The sequence below is a fragment of the Ningiella algicola genome (assembly GCF_028401415.2).
In the GTDB taxonomy this organism is placed as follows: domain Bacteria; phylum Pseudomonadota; class Gammaproteobacteria; order Enterobacterales; family Alteromonadaceae; genus Glaciecola.
On sequence record NZ_CP171821.2, the window covers coordinates 615,021 to 639,637 of the forward strand.

13 protein-coding genes and 1 pseudogene are annotated in these 24,617 nt (G+C 43.2%); 5 read left to right on the plus strand and 9 right to left on the minus strand.

The features are described from left to right. Positions 1–113: 113 nt before the first annotated feature. Both PN836_RS02720 and PN836_RS02725 read right to left on the minus strand, forming a co-directional pair. Positions 114–3,653: a glycosyl hydrolase gene (locus PN836_RS02720; protein WP_395343189.1), complete on the minus strand. Its 3,540-nt coding sequence runs from the start codon at positions 3,651–3,653 to the stop codon at positions 114–116. A 252-nt stretch (positions 3,654–3,905) separates the two neighbouring features. Then, on the minus strand, positions 3,906–5,984 hold the full coding sequence (locus PN836_RS02725; RefSeq protein ID WP_395343191.1) for a beta-propeller domain-containing protein: 2,079 nt from the start codon (positions 5,982–5,984) through the stop codon (positions 3,906–3,908). Positions 5,985–6,145: 161 nt separating this feature from the next. Here PN836_RS02725 and PN836_RS02730 point away from each other — a divergent pair, with 161 nt between their 5' ends. Genes PN836_RS02730 through PN836_RS02745 form a run of 4 tightly spaced genes read left to right on the plus strand, consistent with a single transcriptional unit; the run spans position 6,146 to position 9,445 of the window. Continuing rightward, on the plus strand, positions 6,146–7,048 hold the full coding sequence (locus PN836_RS02730; protein WP_395343193.1) for a MipA/OmpV family protein: 903 nt from the start codon (positions 6,146–6,148) through the stop codon (positions 7,046–7,048). A gap of 14 nt (positions 7,049–7,062) precedes the next feature. Continuing rightward, positions 7,063–7,482: a DUF3019 domain-containing protein gene (locus tag PN836_RS02735; protein ID WP_395343196.1), complete on the plus strand. Its 420-nt coding sequence runs from the start codon at positions 7,063–7,065 to the stop codon at positions 7,480–7,482. Continuing rightward, a complete protein-coding gene (locus PN836_RS02740; protein WP_395343199.1) occupies positions 7,482–8,183 on the plus strand; it encodes a response regulator in 702 nt (233 codons plus the stop codon). The genes PN836_RS02735 and PN836_RS02740 overlap by 1 nt, the downstream gene beginning before the upstream one ends. 32 nt (positions 8,184–8,215) lie before the next feature. Then, positions 8,216–9,445: an ATP-binding protein gene (locus PN836_RS02745; protein WP_395343203.1), complete on the plus strand. Its 1,230-nt coding sequence runs from the start codon at positions 8,216–8,218 to the stop codon at positions 9,443–9,445. 221 nt (positions 9,446–9,666) lie between these two features. Here PN836_RS02745 and PN836_RS02750 read toward each other — a convergent pair whose 3' ends face one another. The 4 genes from PN836_RS02750 to PN836_RS02765 all read right to left on the minus strand — a co-directional run bounded on the left by PN836_RS02750 (position 9,667) and on the right by PN836_RS02765 (position 16,016). Continuing rightward, positions 9,667–11,436 carry a methyl-accepting chemotaxis protein gene (locus PN836_RS02750; protein ID WP_395343205.1) on the minus strand — a complete coding sequence of 590 codons (1,770 nt, stop codon included), beginning with the start codon at positions 11,434–11,436 and terminating at the stop codon, positions 9,667–9,669. 291 nt (positions 11,437–11,727) lie between these two features. Then, a complete protein-coding gene (locus PN836_RS02755) occupies positions 11,728–13,191 on the minus strand; it encodes a DUF4038 domain-containing protein (protein WP_395343208.1) in 1,464 nt (487 codons plus the stop codon). A 171-nt stretch (positions 13,192–13,362) separates the two neighbouring features. Then, positions 13,363–14,097 (minus strand): hypothetical protein, encoded by a 735-nt coding sequence (locus tag PN836_RS02760; RefSeq protein ID WP_395343211.1) that lies wholly within the window; start codon positions 14,095–14,097, stop codon positions 13,363–13,365. 275 nt (positions 14,098–14,372) lie between these two features. Further along, positions 14,373–16,016, minus strand: a complete 1,644-nt coding sequence (locus PN836_RS02765; RefSeq protein WP_395343213.1) for an AAA family ATPase — start codon at positions 16,014–16,016, stop codon at positions 14,373–14,375. A gap of 1,987 nt (positions 16,017–18,003) precedes the next feature. Here PN836_RS02765 and PN836_RS02770 point away from each other — a divergent pair. Beyond that, positions 18,004–18,418, plus strand: a pseudogene (locus PN836_RS02770) (hypothetical protein). Between the two features lie 81 nt (positions 18,419–18,499). Here the strand turns inward: PN836_RS02770 and PN836_RS02775 are convergent. Genes PN836_RS02775 through PN836_RS02785 form a run of 3 tightly spaced genes read right to left on the minus strand, consistent with a single transcriptional unit; the run spans position 18,500 to position 24,430 of the window. Beyond that, the gene (locus tag PN836_RS02775; RefSeq protein WP_395343215.1) at positions 18,500–21,610 is read right to left on the minus strand and encodes an efflux RND transporter permease subunit; all 3,111 of its coding nucleotides are present in this window, start codon (positions 21,608–21,610) and stop codon (positions 18,500–18,502) included. Continuing rightward, complete coding sequence (locus tag PN836_RS02780) at positions 21,607–23,103, minus strand: efflux RND transporter periplasmic adaptor subunit (RefSeq protein WP_395343218.1); 1,497 nt, start codon at positions 23,101–23,103, stop codon at positions 21,607–21,609. The genes PN836_RS02775 and PN836_RS02780 overlap by 4 nt, the downstream gene beginning before the upstream one ends. Further along, a complete protein-coding gene (locus tag PN836_RS02785; RefSeq protein WP_415926387.1) occupies positions 23,096–24,430 on the minus strand; it encodes a TolC family protein in 1,335 nt (444 codons plus the stop codon). The genes PN836_RS02780 and PN836_RS02785 overlap by 8 nt, the downstream gene beginning before the upstream one ends. Positions 24,431–24,617 lie beyond the last annotated feature (187 nt).

The window sequence follows — 24,617 nt, forward strand, 5'->3', positions numbered from 1 at the left end:
TCTCCCTAAGTGAAAATCTAACACTACGCGCGTCGGCGCGTAGTTCATAGGAGAATAGCACTTGTGTAAAACGAAACAAGTGACTCAAATTTGCGTCAGAATTGTCCCGTACTCTATTGGGCTATTGCTTTTTGCTGCTCAAACAGAATGCGAACTGGGCCTATGAGTCCCGAAGGTACTCTTTCGTCTTCTGCGCTGAAGAAATTTTGCGTCGTAAATGTTAAACGTTCAGTCACCGGAGGAGGTTGATTGCGTTTATACCATTCAACCATATTCTCTTCAGGATTATTCCACTTAGACGCTCTCACAAAACCGCTTGTGTCTGGCAAGGATTCATCCGCTATCAGCCTGTTGATCCACAAATTTGCGACTTCAATATTGATTCGGTTAACACCGGGCTTTACAAGTTTCGTGATATCCAGCTTATGAGGTGCTATCCATGTTACGCCAAGGTCTTTTTCATTTATTTGCACTTTAGCACTTATATTTACATCACCTAAGTCTATCCATAAGCGTTCGTGATTATCTAATTGCTCTTGGGTGATAGTAATACTTGTACTATAAGAAGCCGTGCCAGAATAGTCGCGGATCTCGGTGTCTGGATGCATAGACCAGTCGGTTAGCGTGTCAAAGCGGTAAGTTTCATCGAGTCCGTATTGTTCGCTAAACTGCACTAGCCATGGTTCTTTTATGATTAAAGGCTCGCTCGCATTCAACCTCACTGTAGTGTCATTGTTAAAGGCATAAACACCCGCATTTATGCTGCCTGCGTTTATGCCGCCAATCTCATTAAAGCTGAATGTCAGACCTTGATTCAGCAAGCTCCGCGTGACCTTTGATGGTGCAAGATTGCTTGTTGAATTAGCCATGCTATGTTCAGTTCCTCTGAGCACAATGAGCATAGACTGATGGCCACTCAAATAAAGCTGGGTTTTGGTGGTGTTTTCTGGCGTAAACTCATAGATAGGATAGGCATATGACTCACCCGTTTTAGGATCAAAGAGTTCAGGGATTTTGCCTTTTGTGCCAAACTCGAGATCAAATACTTGACCGTACTCACTATCGTTATAAACGAAAAAAATATCCATATCGTCCAGTCGTCTTTGCGCATACTGAACGTTAGGTGCGCCGCCCACAATAAGTTCTCTGGCGATATTGTGAGTTTTGTAAAGTGTTTCCCACTCAAGCTCAGTGTATGTGGTCTTTTGTGACCAAATAAACGCAACCATCTTATCAAATGCTGTTCGCATTGCATCGGTCGCTCTCCAATTGGCAAGCGTGCTGGGTGCTTGACCAATAATTAACGCGCCTCGCTGAGATAGGGAATACAACTTTTCCAAACTGGCTAAGGTAACTTTTTCGATATTACTCAGGTATAACCATTTATATTGCGCGCCATGGGGCAAGGTTAACTTGCCATTGCTTACCTCCAAATCGTTCAATAATACTTCAGCATTTAGGCAATCATAGTTAATAGAACGCGGCAAAACGCTTTGCAATTCACGTTTTTCCGGACAGCTGGTAGGTGCGGCGTCACCCACAAACCAAAGACCATCCGCAACGGGCAGCCCTTGCCTTAACATAAATTGAACACGCGCCATATACTTAAACCAGTCAGCGCCTGCGCTTGTCCACCATGGCTGAGTGCGATCGAAATGTGCGCCCCAGCGATTCATGGTCATTCCCGGCACTACATGCGTATTTGCCTGGTGAGCAAAACGATGAAAGACCATCTCATTGATGCCACGCGCAAAGGCCATATCGCCGTCAATTTTTGCCATGCCCGGATGAAATGTCCAATTAATGTCCTGTTGGGCGGTAAAGGCTTCTGCAGAAACAATATTCTTATTGTAAATATGCGCAGAAGAGGCGGCAGCCGATAAATAGGCATTGTCTCGCTTCAGCCAAAATTCGCCCATGGGAATATTGGCCTTGCTGCCAGCGTCAACATCGTTAAACGGGCCAAAACCGTAGGGCTCGATATAAGTCTTAACACCATCTTTGTTGGCTAGTTCAGTAAAATAGCCGTAATAGTTGTTGCTAATGAGTTCTGCGTTTAAAGTTCGCGTATCCCACAACACACCTTCAGATACCGCAGCATTGTCCATAAACTTTCCGGCGAACAAGGGTAAATATTTAATCAGGCTATAATTAAAGCGCTCTTGAAAGCGTGTTTCATAATCGTGCGTCCAGTTTTGACCGCCCACTTCAAAACTATCAATTTCAAGAAATTGCATTGCATCAGGCGCTACATCTTTTGCACTATTTAGAACACGGCTTACATAAGCACCATAGTGCACATCAAATGCTTCTCGACTGAACTTATCCACCTCTAAGCCAGTGCCTTCAACTGAGGCTGGGATATTCACAGCGCCTGTAGTGGTAAAACCAAAGCGCATAATTGTATAAGGTCCTTGGTAATCATCGTTGGGTAATGTTGTTTGCAAGCGACCATTTTGATCCAGCGCTGAGGTAAGATTTATCACCTTTGATGAGTCAATAATATGCTCGGGAGGAGGCGTTCCAATAGTAGGCAGCTTATTGTAATCAGTACGAGCAATGGAGCTACGCCCTAGGTAATTTGCAAGAAAGCGATTGCTTGATAACTGCATTTCTTCAATCTTGACCGTTTGGTTGAAGTAAAAGCGAAAATGCTTTGCTGCAACGGCTTCAAACACGGCGTCGCTGGCCCAAACAGACTTGCCTGGACGTCTAATAACGATGCTGTCGTGGTAAGTAAAATTATCTCCGTCATTTGAGACATACAGCATGGGTTTTACATGACGTCCATCTAAAAAACGAGCAAACACTGATTGTTTGCTTACCTGCTCGTCATAGCTAAACTGAATCCACGGCGCGTCTGTTAGGTCCTGTTCAGAAGACTCGGCGCGCAAATCGGAGCGCTTACCATCTTTACGCGTGATGGTAGTGTGCGCCTCTATTTGACTATCATTGATAAAGCTTAAATCGGCATTGTTGTCAGAAGAGGAAAGGGAAGGTGGAAATTTTTCGTTTTCAATATCTGGTATCAAAGAAGGATAAGCAAGTACAGCCACATCCTCATAATAATTATGTAGGCTAGGAGGCGCAGGTAGGTTTATGTCAATCACACCACCCTCAATAATAACTTCTGAATAAACGAGCTTTTTCATAGACATGTGTGGCGTAATCCAAGGGCCACCACTTGACGTCCAACCATCAGCATTATGTACGCCAAAGCTTAGACCAAGACGCTGCGCTTCTTTGGCTGCGTGGGTAATAATATCGATATGTTCGTCTGAATTAAATTTGATATCGCCCAATGGAATGCCTTGCGTCACGTTAAAGAGCATTACACCACCAATTCCTACTTCAGCGATTGACTCAAAATCTTTCGTAACGCCTTCTTTTGACATATTGCCACTCATCGCATGAAACCAAGTGAGCGGTTTATATTGATGAGGTGGATTAGCAAAGGTGTGCTCTAGCATTTTCGCATTTGAAGACACAGAGTGGTCCGCAGCGTTTTTATCATCAGAAGCGCTTAGTTGTGCCGATTGATTATTGTAATGACAAGACGAGAGGCCACAGAAGCTCGTGATGATAATGCAAAAAAAGAGGATCACTGTTACGGAAACGGAATGATGCGAGAGCAGCACTTGGGAACTATTCATGTGTTGGCGCCTTATGTGCTTACACTTGCACTGATGCATTTTGAAATATTATGATTGAAATTGATTTTTTATCAAGTGTACAAACAAGTCAACACATAATGAATATGCGGTATCAGAAATGCGCGCAATAAGATTGAATAGGGGTTTACGCCTCCTGCGTCATGTCGGCATACAATTAGCAGAGCCAAGAGAAGGGATACCCGCATCCGCAAGAGGTGAGCGCACGCGGGTAAAAACTAGGGCGTGTTGATTTTAATAAGGGCCCATCAATGCTGCGTCAGCTAAGTAAGACTGATACCAAAGCTGATTGCCCCTCAGATAGTAGATACCATCAGATGTTTGAACACTGCGGTCTTCTCCAGCATAAATGTAAAAGTCTTGGCTGGAGGGGGCCTCAATTGTTAGACTTTCAGTCAAGTTCGCTTGCGCCTGTGAATGCTGAACATCAAAAACAAACAAACTGTTGCTAGCGCTTAGAAATAAATCTGAATCGTCTTGCATCCAACTCTCTACTGGCAAAGCAAAGCGTGTCGCATCGTCATTTCCCAGAACCGAAAGCGTTCTGTAATCAAATTCTACAGGCGTATAGCTGTTTTCCTTGGTGATATTTGCAAGTTCAAGCGGATTGGCTGGATCGCGCACATCAAACAGACTAATTTTCATAGCTTGCACAGGAACCGGCTCAACGATGGGACCTCCTGTTTCAGGAAGGCGTAAAGGACTAAGTTGCTGGCCTATACCTAAAAGCAAATCGTCAGAGAAGGGCTGCAAATAACTTGAGAACCCCGGGATTTCCAGCTCTCCGAGTAAGCTAGGTAATTGCGGATTTTCCAGGCCGAGAACATAGAGCGGATCAATTTGTTCAAAGGTCACTACGTAGCCGCGTTCACCCACATATCTCACAGCAAACACATCTTCACCTGGTTTGCCCAGGGGTGCGGGATAGGTGTCGTTTGGCAATTCACCAACTATTGCTAAATTGTCTCCTTGTTGTTGGAGGGTAAATAAGCGATGGAGTGGGTCGTCCAAGTTGCTTGCATAATCACTGGTGACAATGCGCAGCGTATCTTGATATTCGCTTAATCGCAGTTGAGCTTGATTACGCCAGCCGATAATGCCGGGCACTGAGCCTGAAGCCTCATAACTCATTGTGTCAGAGAATGATATTTTGTGGATCAAGGTGTCATTTTCCACATTTCCAAGCAGATATAAAGCCTCCGATGACATGTATATCTCGCTGGTTACATTAGACATGCATATGGCTTCTAAATTTTGTGGGTTGTCTAGGTCAATCTTAAATACCTGAATCAACTGAGCATATCCATCTGCAACCGTAGCCGCTTCTGGGATATAGCAATCATCTAGCGCCAAAATGTTTTGTTCATTATCGTTAAAACGAAGGGGCGGCAAAAGCTCGGAAGCGGGCGTTGATACAATTTTTTGGTAATTCGCAAGCTGTGTTTGCGCGTCTGAAGCACCAAACTCCAATCCTTCAACCTGAGGAAGGTATGAACTAACAACATATAATTGATTGTCGATACGCCTTGAGCTAATTAGCCGTCCATCTATTTCGATTTTGTCAGCTTGAGGAATTTGTTCCGGGGCGCTTACGTCAAATACTTCTACAAAAAATGAACCATCCATTTGTGGCGCAAAACTTGTGCTAGATAAAGTATCCACAGGGTAGGTCGGTTCTACTGTGCTGATCACCGCTAATTTTGCCGAAGCATTGGCATTTGCCGACGTTGAGCCGGGTTCGGCTTCACTTAAGTATATGCCATAAATTTGGCCTTCACCGCTTGCTGTTTCCAGCACAGTGATCTCTGATAGGCTATTATCCTCTGCTTTAGATAACACTCTCACGCCAGCAGCGCTCACATTTTCTGGCACCCAAACTGGAAACGATGCAATGAAAAAGTGTGCTCCGTTAAACTCAATCCTGTCTGCCTCATCTACACCGAGCTCTTGCGTATTGGTGCTTGAAAATCCCCCTTGTGCCGACGCTTCTGAAGCCGGCGCATCGCTAAGCGCTGTTGGAACAGGAACACTACCAACACTGTTGTTGTACAAGCCATTTTTGATGAATGTTTCTGCTAAGTCACCGCCGGTTTTCGTCAAGCTACCATTAAAGGCCTGAGGAGGATTGAGCGGTGGTACTGCGCTAGGGACTTCTGGTACTTGAGGCGCTACAGGCTCGTTTGTTGACGAATCTCCAGAGCACCCGCTTAGTAAGACTGCCGCAAAAACGGCAGTGCTTAGGGTCTTAGTTCGGCCAGGTAAAGGTAACAAAGCGGTGTTTCTTTGTGGGTTTTGCAAGCTTAACTGGAACATGAATTTCATCCTGCATAGTTGAACACTTTTTATACACCTTAAATTATAGCGCTTAGTAATGCAGATCAAAGATGCAATTAAATGTGAACATTTGTAACCAGCTAATGTTTGCTAAGCAAAGCTTTGATAGTCTTCGTTATAAGTTTTACGAAGTAGATCTTATGAAAAAAACCGATTTTCCATTTAAAAGCACAGTTCAGCGCAGTGTTTACGTTGCGTTATGCTGTATTGCGTTTTGTCTTACAAGCCCAAGCTTGGCAAATGATAAATGCGATGATGAATCTTTTTGTATTGAACAAAACAGCTGGCAAGTCGGTGTTGCAATTGGCATTGGTGGAAGAAGTAATCCATTGGTGGATGGAGATGCCATACCTTACATCATACTGCCTGACATAGCTTACTACGGTGAGTCCTTTTATTTTGACAACGCCGAAACAGGGTTCCAGTTTTATCCAAGCCAACGCACTTCTTTGGAAATATATGTTGTACCCAACGCAGAGCGCGCAAATTTCAGCTTTTGGCACCCATCAAACATATTTATTCCTGCAGCGGGTTTTGAGAGTGTCGACGACCCTGAAGCGCTTTCTGGCCTTTCAGATGATCAAACAGTATCGGTAAATGATGTTAGCACGCGAAAATGGGCCTTAGACGCGGGACTCCGTGTGCAATGGTTTGATGGCGCGCACAACATAAGCGCAAGCATTGCACATGATGTATCTGGGGTTTACCAAGGATTACATGCAACAGCGCAATACGTTTTTACGTATACAGCGCAAGACTGGAGGCTAAGCCTTAGTCCACATGTTAAATGGGTAAGTGACGAACTGAGTAACTATTACTATGGCGTTGGCAGTGAAGACACAGCTTTCCCTGAGCTCGTTTATAGCGCAGACGCTGGACTTCAATTTGGACTAAACATCAACGGAGCTTTTCAAATAGATGAGCATTGGCAGTGGATTGCAACGGCATCTTACATAAAGCTTCACAGTGGAATGAGTGATAGTCCTCTAGTCGAGAATGATTATATAACCTCTGCTTTTGTCGGCATTGCGTATAGGTTTTGAAAATGCGATTGCTTGTGCCAAGGAAAGTACCAATCACGCTCATAGTTAAACGAATTTGCTGCATTATTAGTCTTTTTATGGGCTGCATATTTACGCTACGCGCTCAAGAGCTAAGTATTTCCATCATTCCACATCAGTGCGTCGTCATGTCACAAGAAGAGGGCTGTGAAACACAGCTTCAAATTGATGTGTTAACATTCAATGCTACCCCTAGTGATGACGAACTCTGTATTTTTACCAACGGCACTCGCCAGATATGCATGAGGCCCAAGACAACGCCAAGTGTTCAAATTCCTATTATCATTAAAAAAGACTTACGAGTTGAAATTCGAGCCCTTAGCGGTAAGCTGGTCTTTGATAAAGTGATTCCTTATAAAGTCATTAATACGAGTCCTAAAAGGCGTCGCGTAAAGCTACCGTGGAGCATATTTTAGTGCATGCCAAAGCTAAGATTGTATTAGTTGAAGACGACCGACGTCTGAGAACCTTAGTCACAGACTATCTGACGCAACATGAATTTGACGTAACAGCACTGGCCGACGGCAACGATCTCCTCAGGACCGTTGAGAAAACAGCCCCTCAAATAGTCATTCTCGACATAATGCTACCCGGAGACGATGGTTTTAGCCTTTGCAAATCTTTGCGCAGGTATTACAACGGCTCCATCTTATTTTTAACCGCTAAAAATGATGTCATTGATCAAGTCTTAGGGCTTGAGTTAGGCGCCGATGATTACATCCTTAAACCGGTAGAGCCAAGAATACTGGTAGCCCGAATCCAAGCCTTATTGCGCAGGATGAATCAACAAAGCGACAACAGCGTCAAAACGCTTAATTTTGGCCAGTTAAGCATCGACAAACTTGCTCGCACAGTGATGTTAGGAGGTGAGTCAATATCACTCACAAGTCATGAATTTGATCTTTTATATATATTGGCTGAGAACGCGGGCAAAGTGGTTCATAAAGATACGATTTATCGACAAATAATAGGGAGAGAATATGATGGCTTGGACAGGTCCGCAGATGTCAGAATATCGCGGATTCGAAAAAAGCTTCAAGACAATCCTCAGCACCCTTATCGGATCAAAACAATTTGGGGGAAGGGCTTCTTTTTTGTTGCAGATGCCTGGCGCTAGATCATGCTGTTAATCGTTAAATTGCTATACTCATGACTCGGTTATTTTTAAGCCTCTATCTTTTCATTGTGGTAAGCCTGGTACTGTTAACCCTAGGGCTCGAACAAGTGTTTTTTCAAAACGATGACATGCTAAGCCAAGAGCAACAAGCATGGGTATCGGTGATAGAGACCTACAAGAGTAGGCCCAAAGCATTAGAAACCTTACTTCAACATTCAGGCATACCATTTAGTTATCATAATCGTTCAGAATTGGCGCTCAGTGCACCAATAACAAAATCACTAGAGCAGCAACAACTTGTCCATGGGTTTGGCGAAGACCTATGGCAAATTTATGTACCTATCGACGATGGGCGCATTATGACGGTGCGATTTACACAAGCGAAAGAAGACTTAAGTAATTGGTGGATTTACAGTTCTGTATTTTTTGTACTGTTAGGTGTTTTGATTGCCGTGTGGATATATCCACTGTGGAGGGACTTATCGAAGCTGGTGAGCGCGACTAAAGCGGTTAAGCAAGACGGGAGCTTCGACATACCGGAGTTAAACAATAGCTCACCTTTGAAAGATGTTGCTAACGCACTGTCTAGCTTAGAGGGAAAAATAACATCACTTTTAGCAAGCCAGCGAGAGTTGACCGGTGCAGTGACACATGAGCTTAAAACGCCCATTGCTCGACTTAAGTTTGCGCTGGCCTCAGAAACTGCGCTGAGCCCGGCGCAAGTAATCGAAGCACGAAATGACATCGATGACCTTGATAAACTCATTCAAGAAATGCTTGAGTACAACAAGCTCAGTAGCCATCAAGTTGAGCTGCATATGGAGGATATTCCTGTATTAGACTTATGCCAACAACGGGTGAAGCATTTTTTGTCAATGACAGCACTCACGATAGAGCTTAAGGGCGAAAATCCTATATTAACTGCAGACGGACATTTTGTTGCCCGCGCGCTCGATAATTTACTCAGCAACGCGATTAGACATGCTCAAAGCAAAGTAATGGTGTTAGTAGAGAGCTCTGACACGGGCATTTATGTGCATGTTGACGATGACGGGGCGGGGATTTCAGATAAACAAAAGGCAAGGATAATTGAGCCTTTTTACCGCTCAGATGAAGGCCGCAATCGAGATGAAGGCGGCACAGGTTTGGGGCTGGCCATAGTTAAACGAATACAACAATGGCATGGTGGTGAACTGTTTGTAAATGACTCAGAGATAGGTGGTGCGCGCTTTAGTATGTTCTATACAACGGACATGGCATAAGCGCATCACCGTTAATAAAGGATATCGTTGAGTGTTACCCCAATTCCAAAGCGTGTCTGCTTATGATTGTTAAATCTTCATCCGCGGTGTTCAGTCTGTTTAACAGACATTACTCTTGCGCGCTCACGCATTGAGCGCTCGCGAATTGACTGGTCAATAATTTTGCGCGCAAGTTTGCTTAAAGCGCAAAGTTTAGTCAAGCGGGATTATGTTATGCGGCGCTAACTTCCGTTGTTCATATAAGCTGATAGGCTATCTACATGCTCTTTGGTTTCACCAATGAGTGAGGTTATTTCATGTGCAGAATCAGTGGTGCTGCCCGCGAGGGTTCTGACTTCATCTGCGACCACAGCGAATCCGCGTCCAGCTTCACCTGCTCGTGCAGATTCAATCGCAGCGTTTAGAGCAAGCAGATTGGTCTGATCGGAGATTCCGTTTATGGTCTGGATGATGCTACTTATCCTGTCCAATACCTGCGACATCGCGCCATGGGTTTTTGCAATAACAGCATAGCGTTCTGACACATCCGTTCCATAAATCAGAATTTTAACCAATTCCCCTTCAATGTTATGGACGGTAGAGAGCGTGGCAGAAAGTTTAACGTTTGTACCATTAGATAAATGCTCCAGCGTTAAATCTGCCTTTAACGAACCGGCGCGAATCAGTGTATCCCAGTCATCAATCGCAATTAAATTCTTTATATTTACCGCTGAGTTACCAGTATTCGCACCTAATGAAAACCCTAGCGTTTCACTGGCAAGATTATTCATATGCTCGACCGCTCCTGTGGGTGCGCATTCAATAATGATATTGCTCTGTGCAATGGCCGATAAACGAATGTCATTTTCTAAACTTTTTCGTTTTGTCGCATCAATGTTGCTCTGGATAGAAATAAATTTATCTAACTTTCCATGACTATCGAAAACTGGGTTTATCGCAAGGCTTATCCAATAAGAGCTGCCGTCTTTTGCGTAATTTAGAATTTCTTCGTAAAAGGGCTGTCGTTTAGCAATATTATCGCTTATTCGTTTTATGGTCTCTCGATCTGTATGCTCACCCTGAAGCAGTGCACCGGGTTTTTTACCTATGGCTTCGTCGAACGAATATCCGGTTAACTCAATGAAACCCGGGTTGACGTACTCAATCAAGCCCAATGAATTTGTAATGATTACTGAGTTGTCAGTTTCATTTGCTACCAATGATAATATCTTGAACTGCTTCTCTTGTATCACTTGCTCAGTGATGTCTGTGGCAAACTTGACAACTTTGACGACATCGCCAGATAAGTCTTTTATTGGATTATAAGTCGCTTCAATCCATACTTCTTTGCCGCCTTTGCCAAAGCGCTTGTAGCGTGCAGCCTGAAAAGCGCCTTGACGAAGATTCTCCCAAAACTGTTTGTATTCAATGCTCGACTGCTCGGCGGTGTCAACAAATATAGAATGGTGTTTCCCTTCAATCTCGTTTGCCGCATAACCCATGACGCTTAGAAAGTTTTCGTTGGCCGACAAAATATGCCCGTCAGGCGTAAACTCTATTACTGCTTGTGATTTTGAAATTGCAGAAATTTTGCCTTCATAATCAATGGTTCTAAGCTTATTGTTAGTGATATCAGAGGCGAATTTAATGACTTTGGTGACCTGTCCGTTTTTATCCGTAATGGGGTTATAGGTTGCCTGGAGCCAAATCAAGTCCTGATTTTTCTTAATTCGCTTAAATTCCGCCTGTTTGAACTGTCCATTTTTGAGCTGCTGCCAAAACTGACTATATTCATGGCTTTCACGCTCAGTCTTCTCTACAAACATGCTGTGATGTTTGCCAACTATTTCAGCACTTGAATAGCCCATTACATCAAGAAAGTTTTTGTTAGCAGATAGGATGATGCCATCTGCACTGAATTCAATAATAGCTTGTGATTTATCTAGCGCTTCAATAATCCCCGCTGTCGTTTGGGAATCAAATGTTGACTTGTTTTTTCGTAGAGTAAACATGCTTATTTATCGCTTCCTGATGTATAGATCGTCTCAAATAAATTGAGTGGCTATGAGGGTGAAGAAAGGAATTCCTTCAGTCGTATAGATGTATACATCGGCAGCACAAATTGGAATATGAAGACTAACATCATATTTGAACATAGAAATTTTTCAGATCAGAGCTTCTTGAGCAGCGTCCTTAAAAGCAACACTCGTTTAATTATTAGTTAGCGTGTGAATAGATAAATTACTCTACGTAAAAGCAGTAGATAGCTTGATTTAAATAAGTCGGATTTCGACGAATATCGATTACAAGTCAATCACTAACACATAGTCCTGCATTTCTCTGTCCAAGGCCGAAGGCGGGCTTATGTTGCCTTTGATATCTGCGTTAAACTCAGTCATGGCGCCATTTCTTGGATTGAACCACCTAGCCTTTGATTTAGAAAGTGATATTGCATCGGGCTTAAGTTTAATTGCGCTGCTGTCGGCAAAATATAACATTACAAAGTTCTCACCCATTGATGCCACTACGGGCAGATCGCCGTCTGTTTGCTCGAATATTTCTGGGGCAGGGCGGCGAGAAAAGTATGGATAAGACATAATGAGTGATTTGAGATGGCGCATGTCGTCTGCACCCGGTCTGTCTAATGCCTGATGCCAATATCGGTCGGCAAAGTTAATATTCTTTCGACCCTCGTCGTACATTTGCCAGATACTGTGGTGACCATATGTGAAACCGGCTCCACCGCTGAATACCGACCAGTAAGCATTTTGCCTCACATCGTATGCTCGAAAGTATCCATTTTCTTGTTTCCAATTTACCGGATGATCCTCATAAGCAGGTTCCGCATTGATGCTTGGCTTGATGGGTTGTTTATTCCTGTCGATGGTCATCATGTTGATAACGTTCAGATTATCACGTGTTGAATGACCTGTTTGGCCCATATTAAAGTCTAACCATGGATTATCGTGCCACCAGTGCTGTGATGATTTATCGCCCCAGCCTTGTGGATGAAATGTAATCAAATGAGCGTCGTCGTTGTCATTTATACCATTGGCCATACCGTTAAAGGCGACCGTATGTATATCGGTCTCAGGGACTCGGTCGCCTCCGACCACCCAAATAATGTTAGGGTGGTGCTTGTATTTATTGGCTATCCACTCACCATAGCTATATGCGGTGTCGTAATCGGTAAAAATAGCGTTAATACCTTCCATCCACTTAGGATGAACCCACTGTCCCCATATAGGCAAAAACGCGACGTACAGACCATGATGCTCAGCACGCTCAATCACGTAATTCACATGGTCCCAATAGTCATTGTTGTCACCTGGCTTGATGTCTGGTTGCAAAGGATTGTTGTCGACAAGTGGAAAGTGACCGTAAGCGTTCGGCTCTGATAAGCCCTGAAGCTCAGCAAGCGCCACTGCCTGAATTACATTGAATCCCTTTGCTGCACGGTTCGATAAGTAAACATCGACTTCTTCTCGGTCAAGCCGATGAAACAACTCCCAAGCAGTATCGCCTAAGTAAAAGAAAGGTTCACCATTAGCATGCGCTAACATATGAAACTTAGTTACTAAAGGACCGTTGTTCCATGGCTTTGCGTCGCTGGTATCTGCGTTACTTGTGCCTTCAGCATTGTGAGTAGGGGCGCTAATTGTTTGCGAGTCTTGGGCGTGCGTCATTGCAGCGAGACTAAAGCTTAATAAGCTAAAACTGATACCGTAAATCAATACTTGCTTCTTTAATTTCTTGAGGCTATCCATTCTTCTTTACTCAGAAAGCTTATTCACTGATGAGTGATTGTACAATTGTAATACTATGACTGAAAATGTGTGACTCTATATTAGACAATAGTTTGAGGTGTTATCCACTTTTCTTGTGGGCATTTGTTGCAACGCAAATACTGAATGAAGAAATAGCTAAATGCCAAAGCTCTAAAGTCTTTGATTGTATATTTTAAATAAAGATGAACTTAAAGAGCAGAATTTCCCGAGATTTTTGTTAGCTAAAACTACGGGATTTATTTTCAAATTTACTCTCGCGAAGTTCGCACTGATTTTCGGCAACCATATAGCCCTTACTTCTTTTTGTTCCTCGAATGACTTGTCTTTAATAAATAATGGATTCGTTCCTAAATTGCGACTATTCCAAACCTCAATTCGCGACTTGTATATAACTTTCTTCAACCCTAAGAAATAAACAGGAATGCACGTATTGAGCGCAATAGTTACTTCATTTATGAAACTATTTGTATCGTCAATTCTTAAGCAGCTGTTTGCACCACCTAAACAATTAGACACATCACTCGAGTTGTGCCAAGAAAAACAAAGTACAAAACAATCCTTCGAATTAATCTCTCTTTTAACGCTTAAATTCGACAATTTACAACCACCAGTTTTAAATGCGCCGTACGTCTGTCCACCGGGTCCTTCATGCAAATATACGTCGACTTTTTGACCTTCAGGACTAATAATAGAACTCTTCCGAGTATTTTGTATTTCATTCCAAGATGGAACCATTTTGGTTAACGTTTTTTTACCTTCCAAATCATCTTGTATCCCTTTTTCATGCTCAGCCCTTCTAAAATCATACAGCGTACCTACTCGCAAAATACCGAGGTTAAATAGACTGGCATTAAACTTATAGTCAGAGTATCTATATAAACACATTTTCACAGCTCATAACGCAAAGTGAGGTAGACTAACACTAAGCTCTAGCTCTGAACAAGTTCGTCACGATTCCATTCCGCGTGAAGCCAAGAACATCACTTCTTGTTCGCAATACAAAGCATGCTGTTGCTGCGCGAAGAGGTTTAAACTGTTGACACTAATTTTGCTTCAAAGTTGATAACACTTGTGTTTTTACATAAATCCCTTTCAATACTGTCAACGCGTTCGCGCCTATCAGTGTTTAATTCTGTCAAATTTTAAACATTTAAACAGACCTAGTTCGCAGGCGGCTTTTGGGTGTGTACAAATATGATATGTTTCAGTTCTTCATAAATCGCTGTTTGTGGAATGATGGGAGCTAAATGTTCAATTGCAAAGGCTTCAGGAGTGTTGCCTGATTGAGATAAACCAAGTTGACTTTTCACCTCCCTATACAACTGTCCAGCAATGGCCTTTACATCGTCATTAGGTTTTCCTCTGCTATCAAGTGTGGATATAAATCTATTCTTTGCGCTAATGATTTGTTCGACAAGTTCTACTTTGCTATGTTTCTTACATAATAGTCCTATCACTTCGTCGTCCCATAAATAACTCTCTATATCTCGACGTAAAAGGACAACTCCACCGCCAGCCATAATATCTTTTATCTCTGATTCATTTCTGTCATCTCTATCAAAGACTTTCCAGGCTTTAATTCCAGGGGCGATTCTCGCTAAAAGCAACTTTAACATGTCACCATCAATGCTTACCTGGCTTGCACCACCTAACGGAATAAATTCCGTGTTTGGAAATTCAGCTCCAAAAATTACCGAGTATACTTCAGAGTCAAAGCTTGGTTTTCTTCCGGATTCACCTATTCTTCTTCCCTCGCAGAAAACTATGTTTTCAGGAACTACTAGTTCGGCAAGATCATCCAACGCCGTATCAAAGATATTTTTCCAATAATTTCTGTTAGGTATACTAGGGACGAGTGATTGTGGGTGATCAAAATCAAACCCGTGAAAATCTATGAATTGAACTTCAGTTTGATTCTTTTTCTTTAACTCTGCCGCTTTTCTTGCCATGCCTATCGAGTGGGTTGTCAACCAAAGCTGGCAATTATCTGGAATTAGCTCGAACATAACTTCGAGCAGCTTCGCTTGTAGACGCGTATGCATGTGAAGCTCAGGTTCGTCAATACAAAAGATAGTGTCATTAAAAGCTTCTCGCTTCACCACAAAATCCAATAAAAGGTCAAATGCGGCTTTTTCTCCACCAGATAAGTTCTTATAGTGGAATCCTACGCTATTTCCTTTCGAGAATCGAAAGGTGCCGTCCTCTGTAGGGTTTCCAGGGCCATTTAACGACAAGCCACTGAAAACTTTTTTGACAGCTTCCCTAACCTTACCAATTAGCTCATCAGATATATCTTCTCCGGATTTCTTTTTCAAATCGTTATCATTAAATAAAGCGTTAACGGCTCTGCCGATAATTCTTTGATAATTGTCCGATACCCGATGCTCCGCTTGAATAAGATTTGCTGGTCTGTGGGAATCGATAAGAATAGACTCAGTTTTTTGAATACCATTAGTTTCAAAGTCAGCTTCATGGCGATATGCAGATCTTAAATAAAACTCTTTTCTATCAATGCTTTGCGGTATGCTATTTCCATCATAATCATAGAAATCCAACTTGATTTTTTGAAGTGCTTCACTCCAATTGTTGTTTTGACTTTCTGCGTCTTTCGAATGATATTCTGGATCGAAGTGCACTCTTGACTTCGCCCAACTCATCCAAAAATTGAACGCTTCGAATAGCGATGACTTTCCACTTCCGTTAGGCCCAGTCAAGACTACAAGTTTCGTTTCTTCTGGAATTTCACTTATTGTAAGATTGGTAAACCGCTTAAAGTTCGTTAATTGAACCTTTCTCAATTTCATCGTCAATCCTTATACTTCTTATGCTCATTGAAATAATTCGAAGCTTTCAGTTAAAGCCTTGATGAACTTTATCTAAACGAGCGGGGGAGGGACTATATTCGACAGTAATCCATAAACTAGCACGACCAAGCTATTCGTGAAGTTGCAGACTAAACCCGTACACCTTTCAAAGTGGTAGCATTACACTTATAGAAATTGTGTTCAATGGAAAAGAAAAGGCGCCAGTTATTCAGCTCGGATTTTAAAACGATGCTGCCTGCTTGGTTCTGGATCAAGAATATTCATATGCTGAAGCTAGTCGAGCAATAGAAGTTCATGAAAATACCGTGCGGTCTTGGGTCAAACATCTTGAATAAGAGTGTATTGGTGTGACACCTAAGTCGAAAGCCTCAACTGCTGAACAACAGTGCATTCAAGAGTTAGAAGATAAGGTTAATCGGTTAGATAGAGACAGGTCGATATTAAAATAGACTACTGTCTGTGACGGACTAGTCTTTTGATGTCAGACAGTCTTAACTCAACGCGTTCGTCGATCGATTAAGGGAGAATAAATCGACAGAGCTAGTGTGCTTTGCGGTAGGTTTAGGTGTAACAAGCTAATGCGAGCGTAAAAAAGCGCCGCCGATTGATAGACTCTAAGTTAGAGCAAGAGTGAAGCGCTTGTTTGATAAAAGTCGCCAGTCTGCAGGTTCACGCACTATTGTTCAATTTATTAAATCGGAAGTTTGTATCAGGGCAGCCTAACCAAGCTTGGTGCGTTGACATTTCCTATTTATAGACGGGCGTCGCTTGGCACTATGCCGCCGTAGTTTCAGATCTTTGCGCACGTCGAGTGGTCGGTTGGAGTTTATCAATGTCGCCAGATGCTTAGCTAGCGCTAAAAACCTTGGATATGGCCTACGAGCATCGTGGTTAGCTGCAAAATGTGCTGTTCAATAGAGTGACCAACGCTCACGATATGGCGCTCGTACTAGCCAACACTTGGCGGTATCGCATCACACAAAGCATGAGCCGACGCGCTAAATGTTGCGATAGTAACCCAATGGAGCAAGTATTTAGAGGCTTAAAATCTGAATAAATGCTGTCTTTCGGCTACCAATCAGCAAATGAGGCAAAACGAGATGTGCGTTATTACCTGATGGACTATTATTATAACGGAAAACGACCATATCAATTTAACAATGCTCTACCGCCTGCGAAAGCTGAGAAATCAGCTAAACCGGTGTACGGATTTTGTTGACCACTACACTTATTTAAAAGCTTATTTCATCGACTGTAATTTTCTGTTTCATTTCTATAACAACACCTTATATTTCACTAAATGACTAATCTCTCTGTTACGTGATCCAAAGTATATTACTTAAGCAATTGTTTTCATTTAATAAGTAGCTAAACGTCAGCAGCAACTGAGGTGTCTCCAGCCTTATCCACAGCCTACCTAATTACGTATAATGTATATTATGTTAAATTAAATATTATCCACACATAATTCACAAGCACCCAGTAAAATGCCCAACTAAACTGACGGGTCGTCCCCTACGCTTCTCAAACGCGTTTCGCCCTACTAGATGATTGTTTCATCCACGTAGCTGTATCACATGTAAAGCGATTCGCTTGGTTTATTAATCACTAAGACGCCAAAAATAATCCCAACGATGTGTTGGAAATAACCAGCTCTCTGAACATTAAGGGTTTGCAGGTCACGTTTAGTAAAGAAGCAAATGAACTTATTCTTTTAACAAGCTCACCAATTTTTCATATCGTCATGGTCTAACAAGATATCAAGCGCAGTTTGTAAAAGCATGACATCGGAATGCCATTTGCAATCTAAGTATGTCGGCTGCCATAGACATATACTGTCTTCAACGTTTTATAATTAATTATCAATGGCTTACATAACTCATTGTCCATTTTTTGTGGCGCACAACATTGTATTTATTTTATATAACGGGAAAATTTTACTCGGTAATTAATGAGGAACTTTGTTTTGAACAAGACGGCAACTCTATATCGCATTCACACTGACAAACATATTTGTTCATTCGGCCTATGATCAAAACACCTATTGCAAGAAAAAGGTTTTGATGTTGACGATCGCACTCTCTCATCTCGTCAAGAAACAGATGATTTTAAACAAGAGCACGATGTGGAAACTACACCTCAAGTGTTCATTGGTTCAGAGCGTATTAACGGATACGACTCGTTGAGAGAATACTTTGTTATTTTTTGGCTCTGTTGGTGCAGTTTCAGTCGTTAAAGCCGTTTACATCGACAAACGCGATTTAAAATGCGCATGTGTCGGTGGTGACAGTGAGGTCCCTCTCGGATTTATATCCTTGACGGAAAATTTGATCATGATTGCTGCTGGAATATGGATGCTAAGCACCGCGTTTTATGTGTAACTCGCTAAATTATTTAGCGTGTTAAATAGCCAGGGCACAGTGACTACAGTGCCTTTTTTTCCGCATTTAGAAAGCAGGCTGCTAGTGACAGCCTGACTTACGCCACAGGTAATAGATGGCGGGTAATACGATTAAACTGAGTACCAGCGCGCTTACCATTCCCCCTACCATTGGCGCGGCAATCCGACTCATAATTTCAGAGCCCGCACCCCGCCCATATAATACCGGCAGCAAGCCAAATATAATGGATGTGGAGGTCATCATGACTGGACGAACGCGCATTTGTGCGCCTTCCATAATCACCTGTTTAAGCGCATCTTTGCTGAAATCCGGCCCTAAGTCACTTACTCTACGGTCAAGATAGCTCAGCATGATAATCCCTATTTCTACCGCAACGCCTGCTAAGGCTATAAAGCCAACGCCTACCGCTACCGAAAAATTAAAGCCTTCTATGTACAGCAGCGCAATGCCGCCAATTAAGGCAAAGGGTAAGGTACCTAGTATGATGACGATTTGTGGGACACTGCGAAAGCTTGCGTACAAGAGAATGACGATAATCGCCAATGTTACCGGTATCACATAGCTAAGCTTTTCCTTCGCACGCTCCATGTATTCAAACTGGCCGCTCCAGCTGATGGAATAGCCACTTGGCAGGTCGATTTGCTCTAACACAAGCGTTTTGGCATTCTCAACATACTTGCCTACATCAACACCCTCTATGTCAATGTATACCCAGCCATTAGGTCTGGCATTTTCACTTTTTATTGCAGGCGGCCCGTCCTCAATAGATATAGTTGTCACATCTCCTAAGCTAATATAAGCACCTGAGGGCGTTAAAAGCGGCAGCCACTTAAGGGCTTCAGGTGTATCGCGATATGCCTGCGGATAACGAATTTGTATAGGATAGCGAGCAAGTCCTTCAACACTGGTGCTCACGTTCATTCCACCGACGGCACTTACAATGAAGGACTGTAGATCTGAAATATTTAGCCCGTATCGTGCTGCCTTACTGCGGTTAATATCGATGTTTACATATCTTCCACCCGCAACGCGCTCGGCATAAACTGATGCTGTGCCATCAAGGTGCATGAGCAAGGCCTCGAGCTGCCTGCCGATGTCTTGAATGACAACAAGATCGGGGCCACCCACCTTGATCCCCACGGGCGTTTTGATACCGGTAGCAAGCATGTCAATGCGCGTTTTTATGGGCATTACCCAAGCGTTGCTCAAGCCAGGAAAATCAACGAGCCGGTTGAGCTCATCAATCAGAGATTGAGTATTTAATCCGCTCCGCCATTGCGATTGAGGTTTTAACTGAATGAAGGTTTCAATCATTGTAAGGGGCGCAGGATCGGTTGCTGTATCTGCACGCCCTACTTTGCCGAACACCGTTTCAACCTCAGGTAAGGTTTTAATAAGCTTGTTTGTTTGCTGCAGAATATCCCGCGCCTCGCCTATCGAAACAGCGGCATAGGTAGTTGGCATATACATCAAATCGCCCTCGTCCAACGACGGCATAAATTCAGTGCCGATTTTTGTTGCCGGCCATAATCCGATCAGCAAAATAACGGTAGATAATGCGACTGTGGATTTTGGAAAACGTAAGACGGTTTTTAGAATAGGCCGATATACTGCGAAAAGGATGCGATTCAAGGGATTTTTGTGTTCAGGACGAATGCTACCGCGCACAAAATAGCCTATCAACACCGGTACTAAGGTAATCGCGAGTATAGCAGCTGCCGCCATGGCATATGTCTTGGTATAGGCGAGCGGTGCAAACATTCTTCCTTCTTGCGCTTCAAGCGTAAACACGGGAAGAAAGCTCACGGTAATAATAAGCAAACTGAAGAACAGAGCCGGCCCCACTTCAGCCGCAGACTTTGCAACAAGCTCCCATCGGTTGTTGTCGTTAATCGGTGTTTTTTCGATATGCTTGTGCATGTTCTCAACTAGCACAATCGCACCATCTATCATCGCGCCAATAGCGATTGCAATGCCCCCTAAAGACATAATATTCGCATTTATTCCCTGCATATGCATAACAATAAAAGCCGCTAAAATGCCTACCGGAAGGCTCAGGATGGCAACCAATGACGAACGAAGGTGGAAAAGAAAGATCATGCAGATAAGCGAGACAATGCCAAATTCAGCTAAAAGCTTATAACTTAAGTTATTCACTGAGCGCTCAATCAAGCCAGAGCGATCATATACCGTAGTGATTTCTACGCCATCAGGAAGGCTATTTTTGAGGGAGTTTAGCTTCGCTTTGATTTCATTTATGGTTGTTTGCGCATTTTCGCCATAGCGCATCACCACAATACCACCCACAGTTTCGCCCTCTCCGTCCAAATCAGCCACTCCCCGTCTCATTTGCGGGCCAATCTCTATATCTGCGATATCTTTTATCAATATGGGCGTTACATTGCCTGGTTTATTTGTGGGCAATCCGATTGGAATATTTTCTATGTCTTCTTTACTTGATATATAACCACCTACGCGAATCATATACTCAGCTTCTGCCATCTCAATCACAGATGCGCCGGTTTCCTGATTGCCGCGTTGTATCGCCATTTGGACATGAACAAGCGGAATATTAAACGCTTGCAGCTTAATGGGATCCACCATAACTTGATATTGCTTGACCATGCCACCAACGCTCGCCACTTCTGATACACCGGGCACGGTTTGTAATTCAAATTTAAGAAACCAGTCTTGGAGACTACGCAGTTCGCTTATATCGTGTTGGCCACTAGGGTCACTTAAGGCATACATATATACCCAGCCGACCCCGCTTGCATCCGGGCCTAACTGGGGCTTTGCTGTTGCTGGTAAATTAGGGGTGACCTGAGAGAGATACTCAAGCACCCTACTTCGTGCCCAATAAAGCTCGGTTGTGTCATCAAAAATCACATACACATAGGAGTCACCGAAAAATGAAAATCCGCGTACAGTTTTGGCGCCGGGTACCGACAGCATTGCCGTGGTCAAAGGATATGTAACTTGATCCTCAACGACCTGTGGAGACTGACCAGGAAAGGATGTCTTGATAATAACCTGAATATCTGACAAATCAGGAATAACGTCTACAGGTGTGTTTTTTATCGAATACAACCCGACACCTACAACAACAAGCGAGGCAAGTAACACAAACACGCGCTGACGGATTGACCAATAAATAACAGCCGCAATCATTGATGTTCTCCATCTACAAAATGCACCGTTTTCACTTGATACATGCCTGATGGTGCTTGCACAATCTCCACATGCACTTGCATGCTAACTTCAAAGGACGTGATATCAATGTTGTCAGCAAGCTCAAAATTCATTGTCATGCCCATCATGTTAAATGCATCGAGCGGGCCATGTGTTAGGCGAAGCATGCGCATGTCAGCCATGACCTCTTCTACACTTGCTTCAGTCCATGCGCTCAATGACTCCACTTCATTCTTTGTTGTAAAATGGTCCTGCATACGCATGAAATTAGATGTAATACTGCTCTCTGAATCAATGAGAAACTGCGCGGAAACAACCACTTCATCGCCTTCGCTTAATCCCTCAACCACTTCATAACCTTGGTCAAATTTTGCGCCAACCTTTACTTCAACGGATTTGAATTTACCCTCTCCCAAGGCCAAAACAACACGCTCTTGCTTGCCTGTTCTGATGAGCGCTTGTTCTGGAAGCATAAGAACAGGATTAGTTTGCGCTTTGTCTTCAGGGCTGGTATTGATTTGGACTGTTGCGAACATTTTGGGTTTGAGAGAAAGGTCGGCATTGCTAAGCACGAATCTAGCCTGCGCTGTACGGGTGTACTCGTTCAGTTGTGGATAGATATACTCAATTTGAGATAAATATGACTTAGACGGTAAATGGTCAAATTCAATACTTGCCGATTGACCGAGCGCGACTTTACTTAAGTCGGACGAAAGCACATCGGCGATCAGCCACACTGTGTCTAGAGATGCAATCGCAAGCATTGTGGTGCTAGGTTTTACAAAAAAACCTTCTTGAATATTGATTTCGCTAATAAAACCACTTTGAGAGGCGTAAAATGTGACGCTACGCGCGACTTCTCTGTTTTTACTAAGCGATTCAATCAGTGAGTTCGGTGCGTTTAGCGCAATAAGCCGAGCCTCGGCAGCGCGAATGAGTGCTCGGTTGTTCTGCTGTAAAGCTAGCAAGAGCTCTTCTTGCGCATTCACTAGTTCGGGCGAATATAACGAATACAATGGCGCACCCTTTTCCACGTATTCGCCTTGGGTCCGCGCATGTAGAGTTTCAATCCAGCCTTGGACTCGCGGATGTACATGCACGACTTTATCTTCTGCAAATCTTACCGTTGCAAAGCTCTCTATCGTATCTGACCGTATCAGCTTTTCCAGTATTATCGTTTTTACCCCTAAGTTTTGAATTGTCACAGGATCAATGCTTACAGTGCCGGGTGAATCTTGGGAGGCATCATCGGCATACACCGGCACTAAATCCATCCCCATGGGAGACTTGCCCGGTGTATCACGTTTAAAATTTGGGTCCATAGGGGCGACCCAATACAGGGGCTCGTCCGCAGTATCCTCATCAGCACTTGTGTTTTGCTTTATGGAAATTGCGAAAAAATACACGCAAGCACTCAATACAATGCCGAGTATTAAGCCAGTTAGGAGATTTTTTGAAACATATTTATTCATGGTTTGCTCCTACTGCTTGCATGTTTATTGAGTTATTGTTGATTGATGAGCAATAGAATATTTGGGCCAGTGCTTTTCGTTGCAAAACCTGAATCTCAAGTAAGGTCAGCTTGGCATCAAGCTCGGCAATTTTTGCGCTCACTACTTCTGCAAAGCCTTCTCTATCGTTTGCATAAGCTTGCAGTGTAGCTTGCGATTGCTGAGACATTTGAGGGAGTATTTGCTCTTCGTAAATGATGAGTCTTTGTGATGCTCCGTGGTAATCATCCAATGCGCTTCTTAAGGCCGCAATTAACTCTCGCACTACTAAGCGCTGCTCAGTGCGCATGGCTTCTGTCTTTTGTGTACTGTAAGCCACCTGGGCATCCTGTCTGGTGTTTGAAAACAAAGGCAAACTGACACTTAAGCCGACTGAAAAAAAGTCAGCGCGACTATTACCGCCTAACTGAGTGGGGGCGTCATCACGCAATGCGTAACTAGCATTTATCGCGTATTGCGGTTTATAGCTTTGTTTGGCAATTTCAATATCAACACTTGCGGCACGAATTTGTTGCTCCATTGCAGACACTAGCGGGTGCTCAAAAATTATCTCCATAAGTATTTGGGGGCTTGTGTTTTTCAATGACGCTAATTGTTGTTTTTCAGCATTGCTGAGCAAAGAAAGCGACTCAGGAAGTGTGAAGTGAGTATTTAATTGATCAGCAAGGCCCGCTTCATCATTGCCAATAAATTGAGAGAGTTTAGACATGGCAACACGCTGGCGCGTCTGTGCACTAAGGAGGCGATCTTGGAGTCTTCCCAGCTCTAGCTCTGCACGAATAATATCTTGCTGACTGGTGTTTCCAGAAGACGATGCATAACTGGCACTAACTATAGCGCCTAACTTATCAAGTAAGGGGCTTGTCTGTTCAATAAGCTCATAGCTATTGCTCGCTTGGTATGCATCCAGCCACAGTAAAGTGGTATGCAATGCGACTTTTTGCCGTCTATCCACTCGTCTATATGGTTGTTCTTGTGCGGCTATCTGGTGTTTACTTTGTGTAAGACTAAGCGTGTCACCACGCCCAAAGGTTTGGCTAGCGCCAATTTTCAGCTGCGTCATTGGCTCTTGGTTGAAAGCAAAACCGTCACTTGGCAAATTAAGCAAGCTCAGACTAACAGTCGGGTCTGGCAAGGCAGTTGCTCCTGCACTGAGATGCATAAGCCCCTGCTCTATCAACTCACTCTTTCGCAACCAATCATCTTTAGCATGCGCTTTTTGGATCGCCTGCTTAAGTGTCAATGCTGCTTTAGTGTCTTGCTCCTTCGAAATTGTATACGAAGACATGAATAACAGGACGATTAAGGCCTTCAGGAATACGCTGTGTTTAAATACTGATTTAACTTTGTTAAGGCTTGAGTAGAACTCTGGTTTAGAATATTTACACATGTCACATTCTCGCTACGTGTGAAGCATGGAAAACTGCAAAGAAAGCTTAAATAGCCATAGCTATTCTTGCGCTATCGATAGTTTC

Coding starts and splice junctions, on each gene's coding strand:
- PN836_RS02720 (WP_395343189.1), bottom strand. CDS start 3,653: ATGAATAGTTCCCAAGTGCTGCTCTCGCATCATTCCGTTTCCGTAACA.
- PN836_RS02725 (WP_395343191.1), bottom strand. CDS start 5,984: ATGTTCCAGTTAAGCTTGCAAAACCCACAAAGAAACACCGCTTTGTTA.
- PN836_RS02730 (WP_395343193.1), top strand. CDS start 6,146: ATGAAAAAAACCGATTTTCCATTTAAAAGCACAGTTCAGCGCAGTGTT.
- PN836_RS02745 (WP_395343203.1), top strand. CDS start 8,216: ATGACTCGGTTATTTTTAAGCCTCTATCTTTTCATTGTGGTAAGCCTG.
- PN836_RS02750 (WP_395343205.1), bottom strand. CDS start 11,436: ATGTTTACTCTACGAAAAAACAAGTCAACATTTGATTCCCAAACGACA.
- PN836_RS02755 (WP_395343208.1), bottom strand. CDS start 13,191: ATGGATAGCCTCAAGAAATTAAAGAAGCAAGTATTGATTTACGGTATC.
- PN836_RS02760 (WP_395343211.1), bottom strand. CDS start 14,097: ATGTGTTTATATAGATACTCTGACTATAAGTTTAATGCCAGTCTATTT.
- PN836_RS02765 (WP_395343213.1), bottom strand. CDS start 16,016: ATGAAATTGAGAAAGGTTCAATTAACGAACTTTAAGCGGTTTACCAAT.
- PN836_RS02775 (WP_395343215.1), bottom strand. CDS start 21,610: ATGATTGCGGCTGTTATTTATTGGTCAATCCGTCAGCGCGTGTTTGTG.
- PN836_RS02780 (WP_395343218.1), bottom strand. CDS start 23,103: ATGAATAAATATGTTTCAAAAAATCTCCTAACTGGCTTAATACTCGGC.
- PN836_RS02785 (WP_415926387.1), bottom strand. CDS start 24,430: ATGTCTTCGTATACAATTTCGAAGGAGCAAGACACTAAAGCAGCATTG.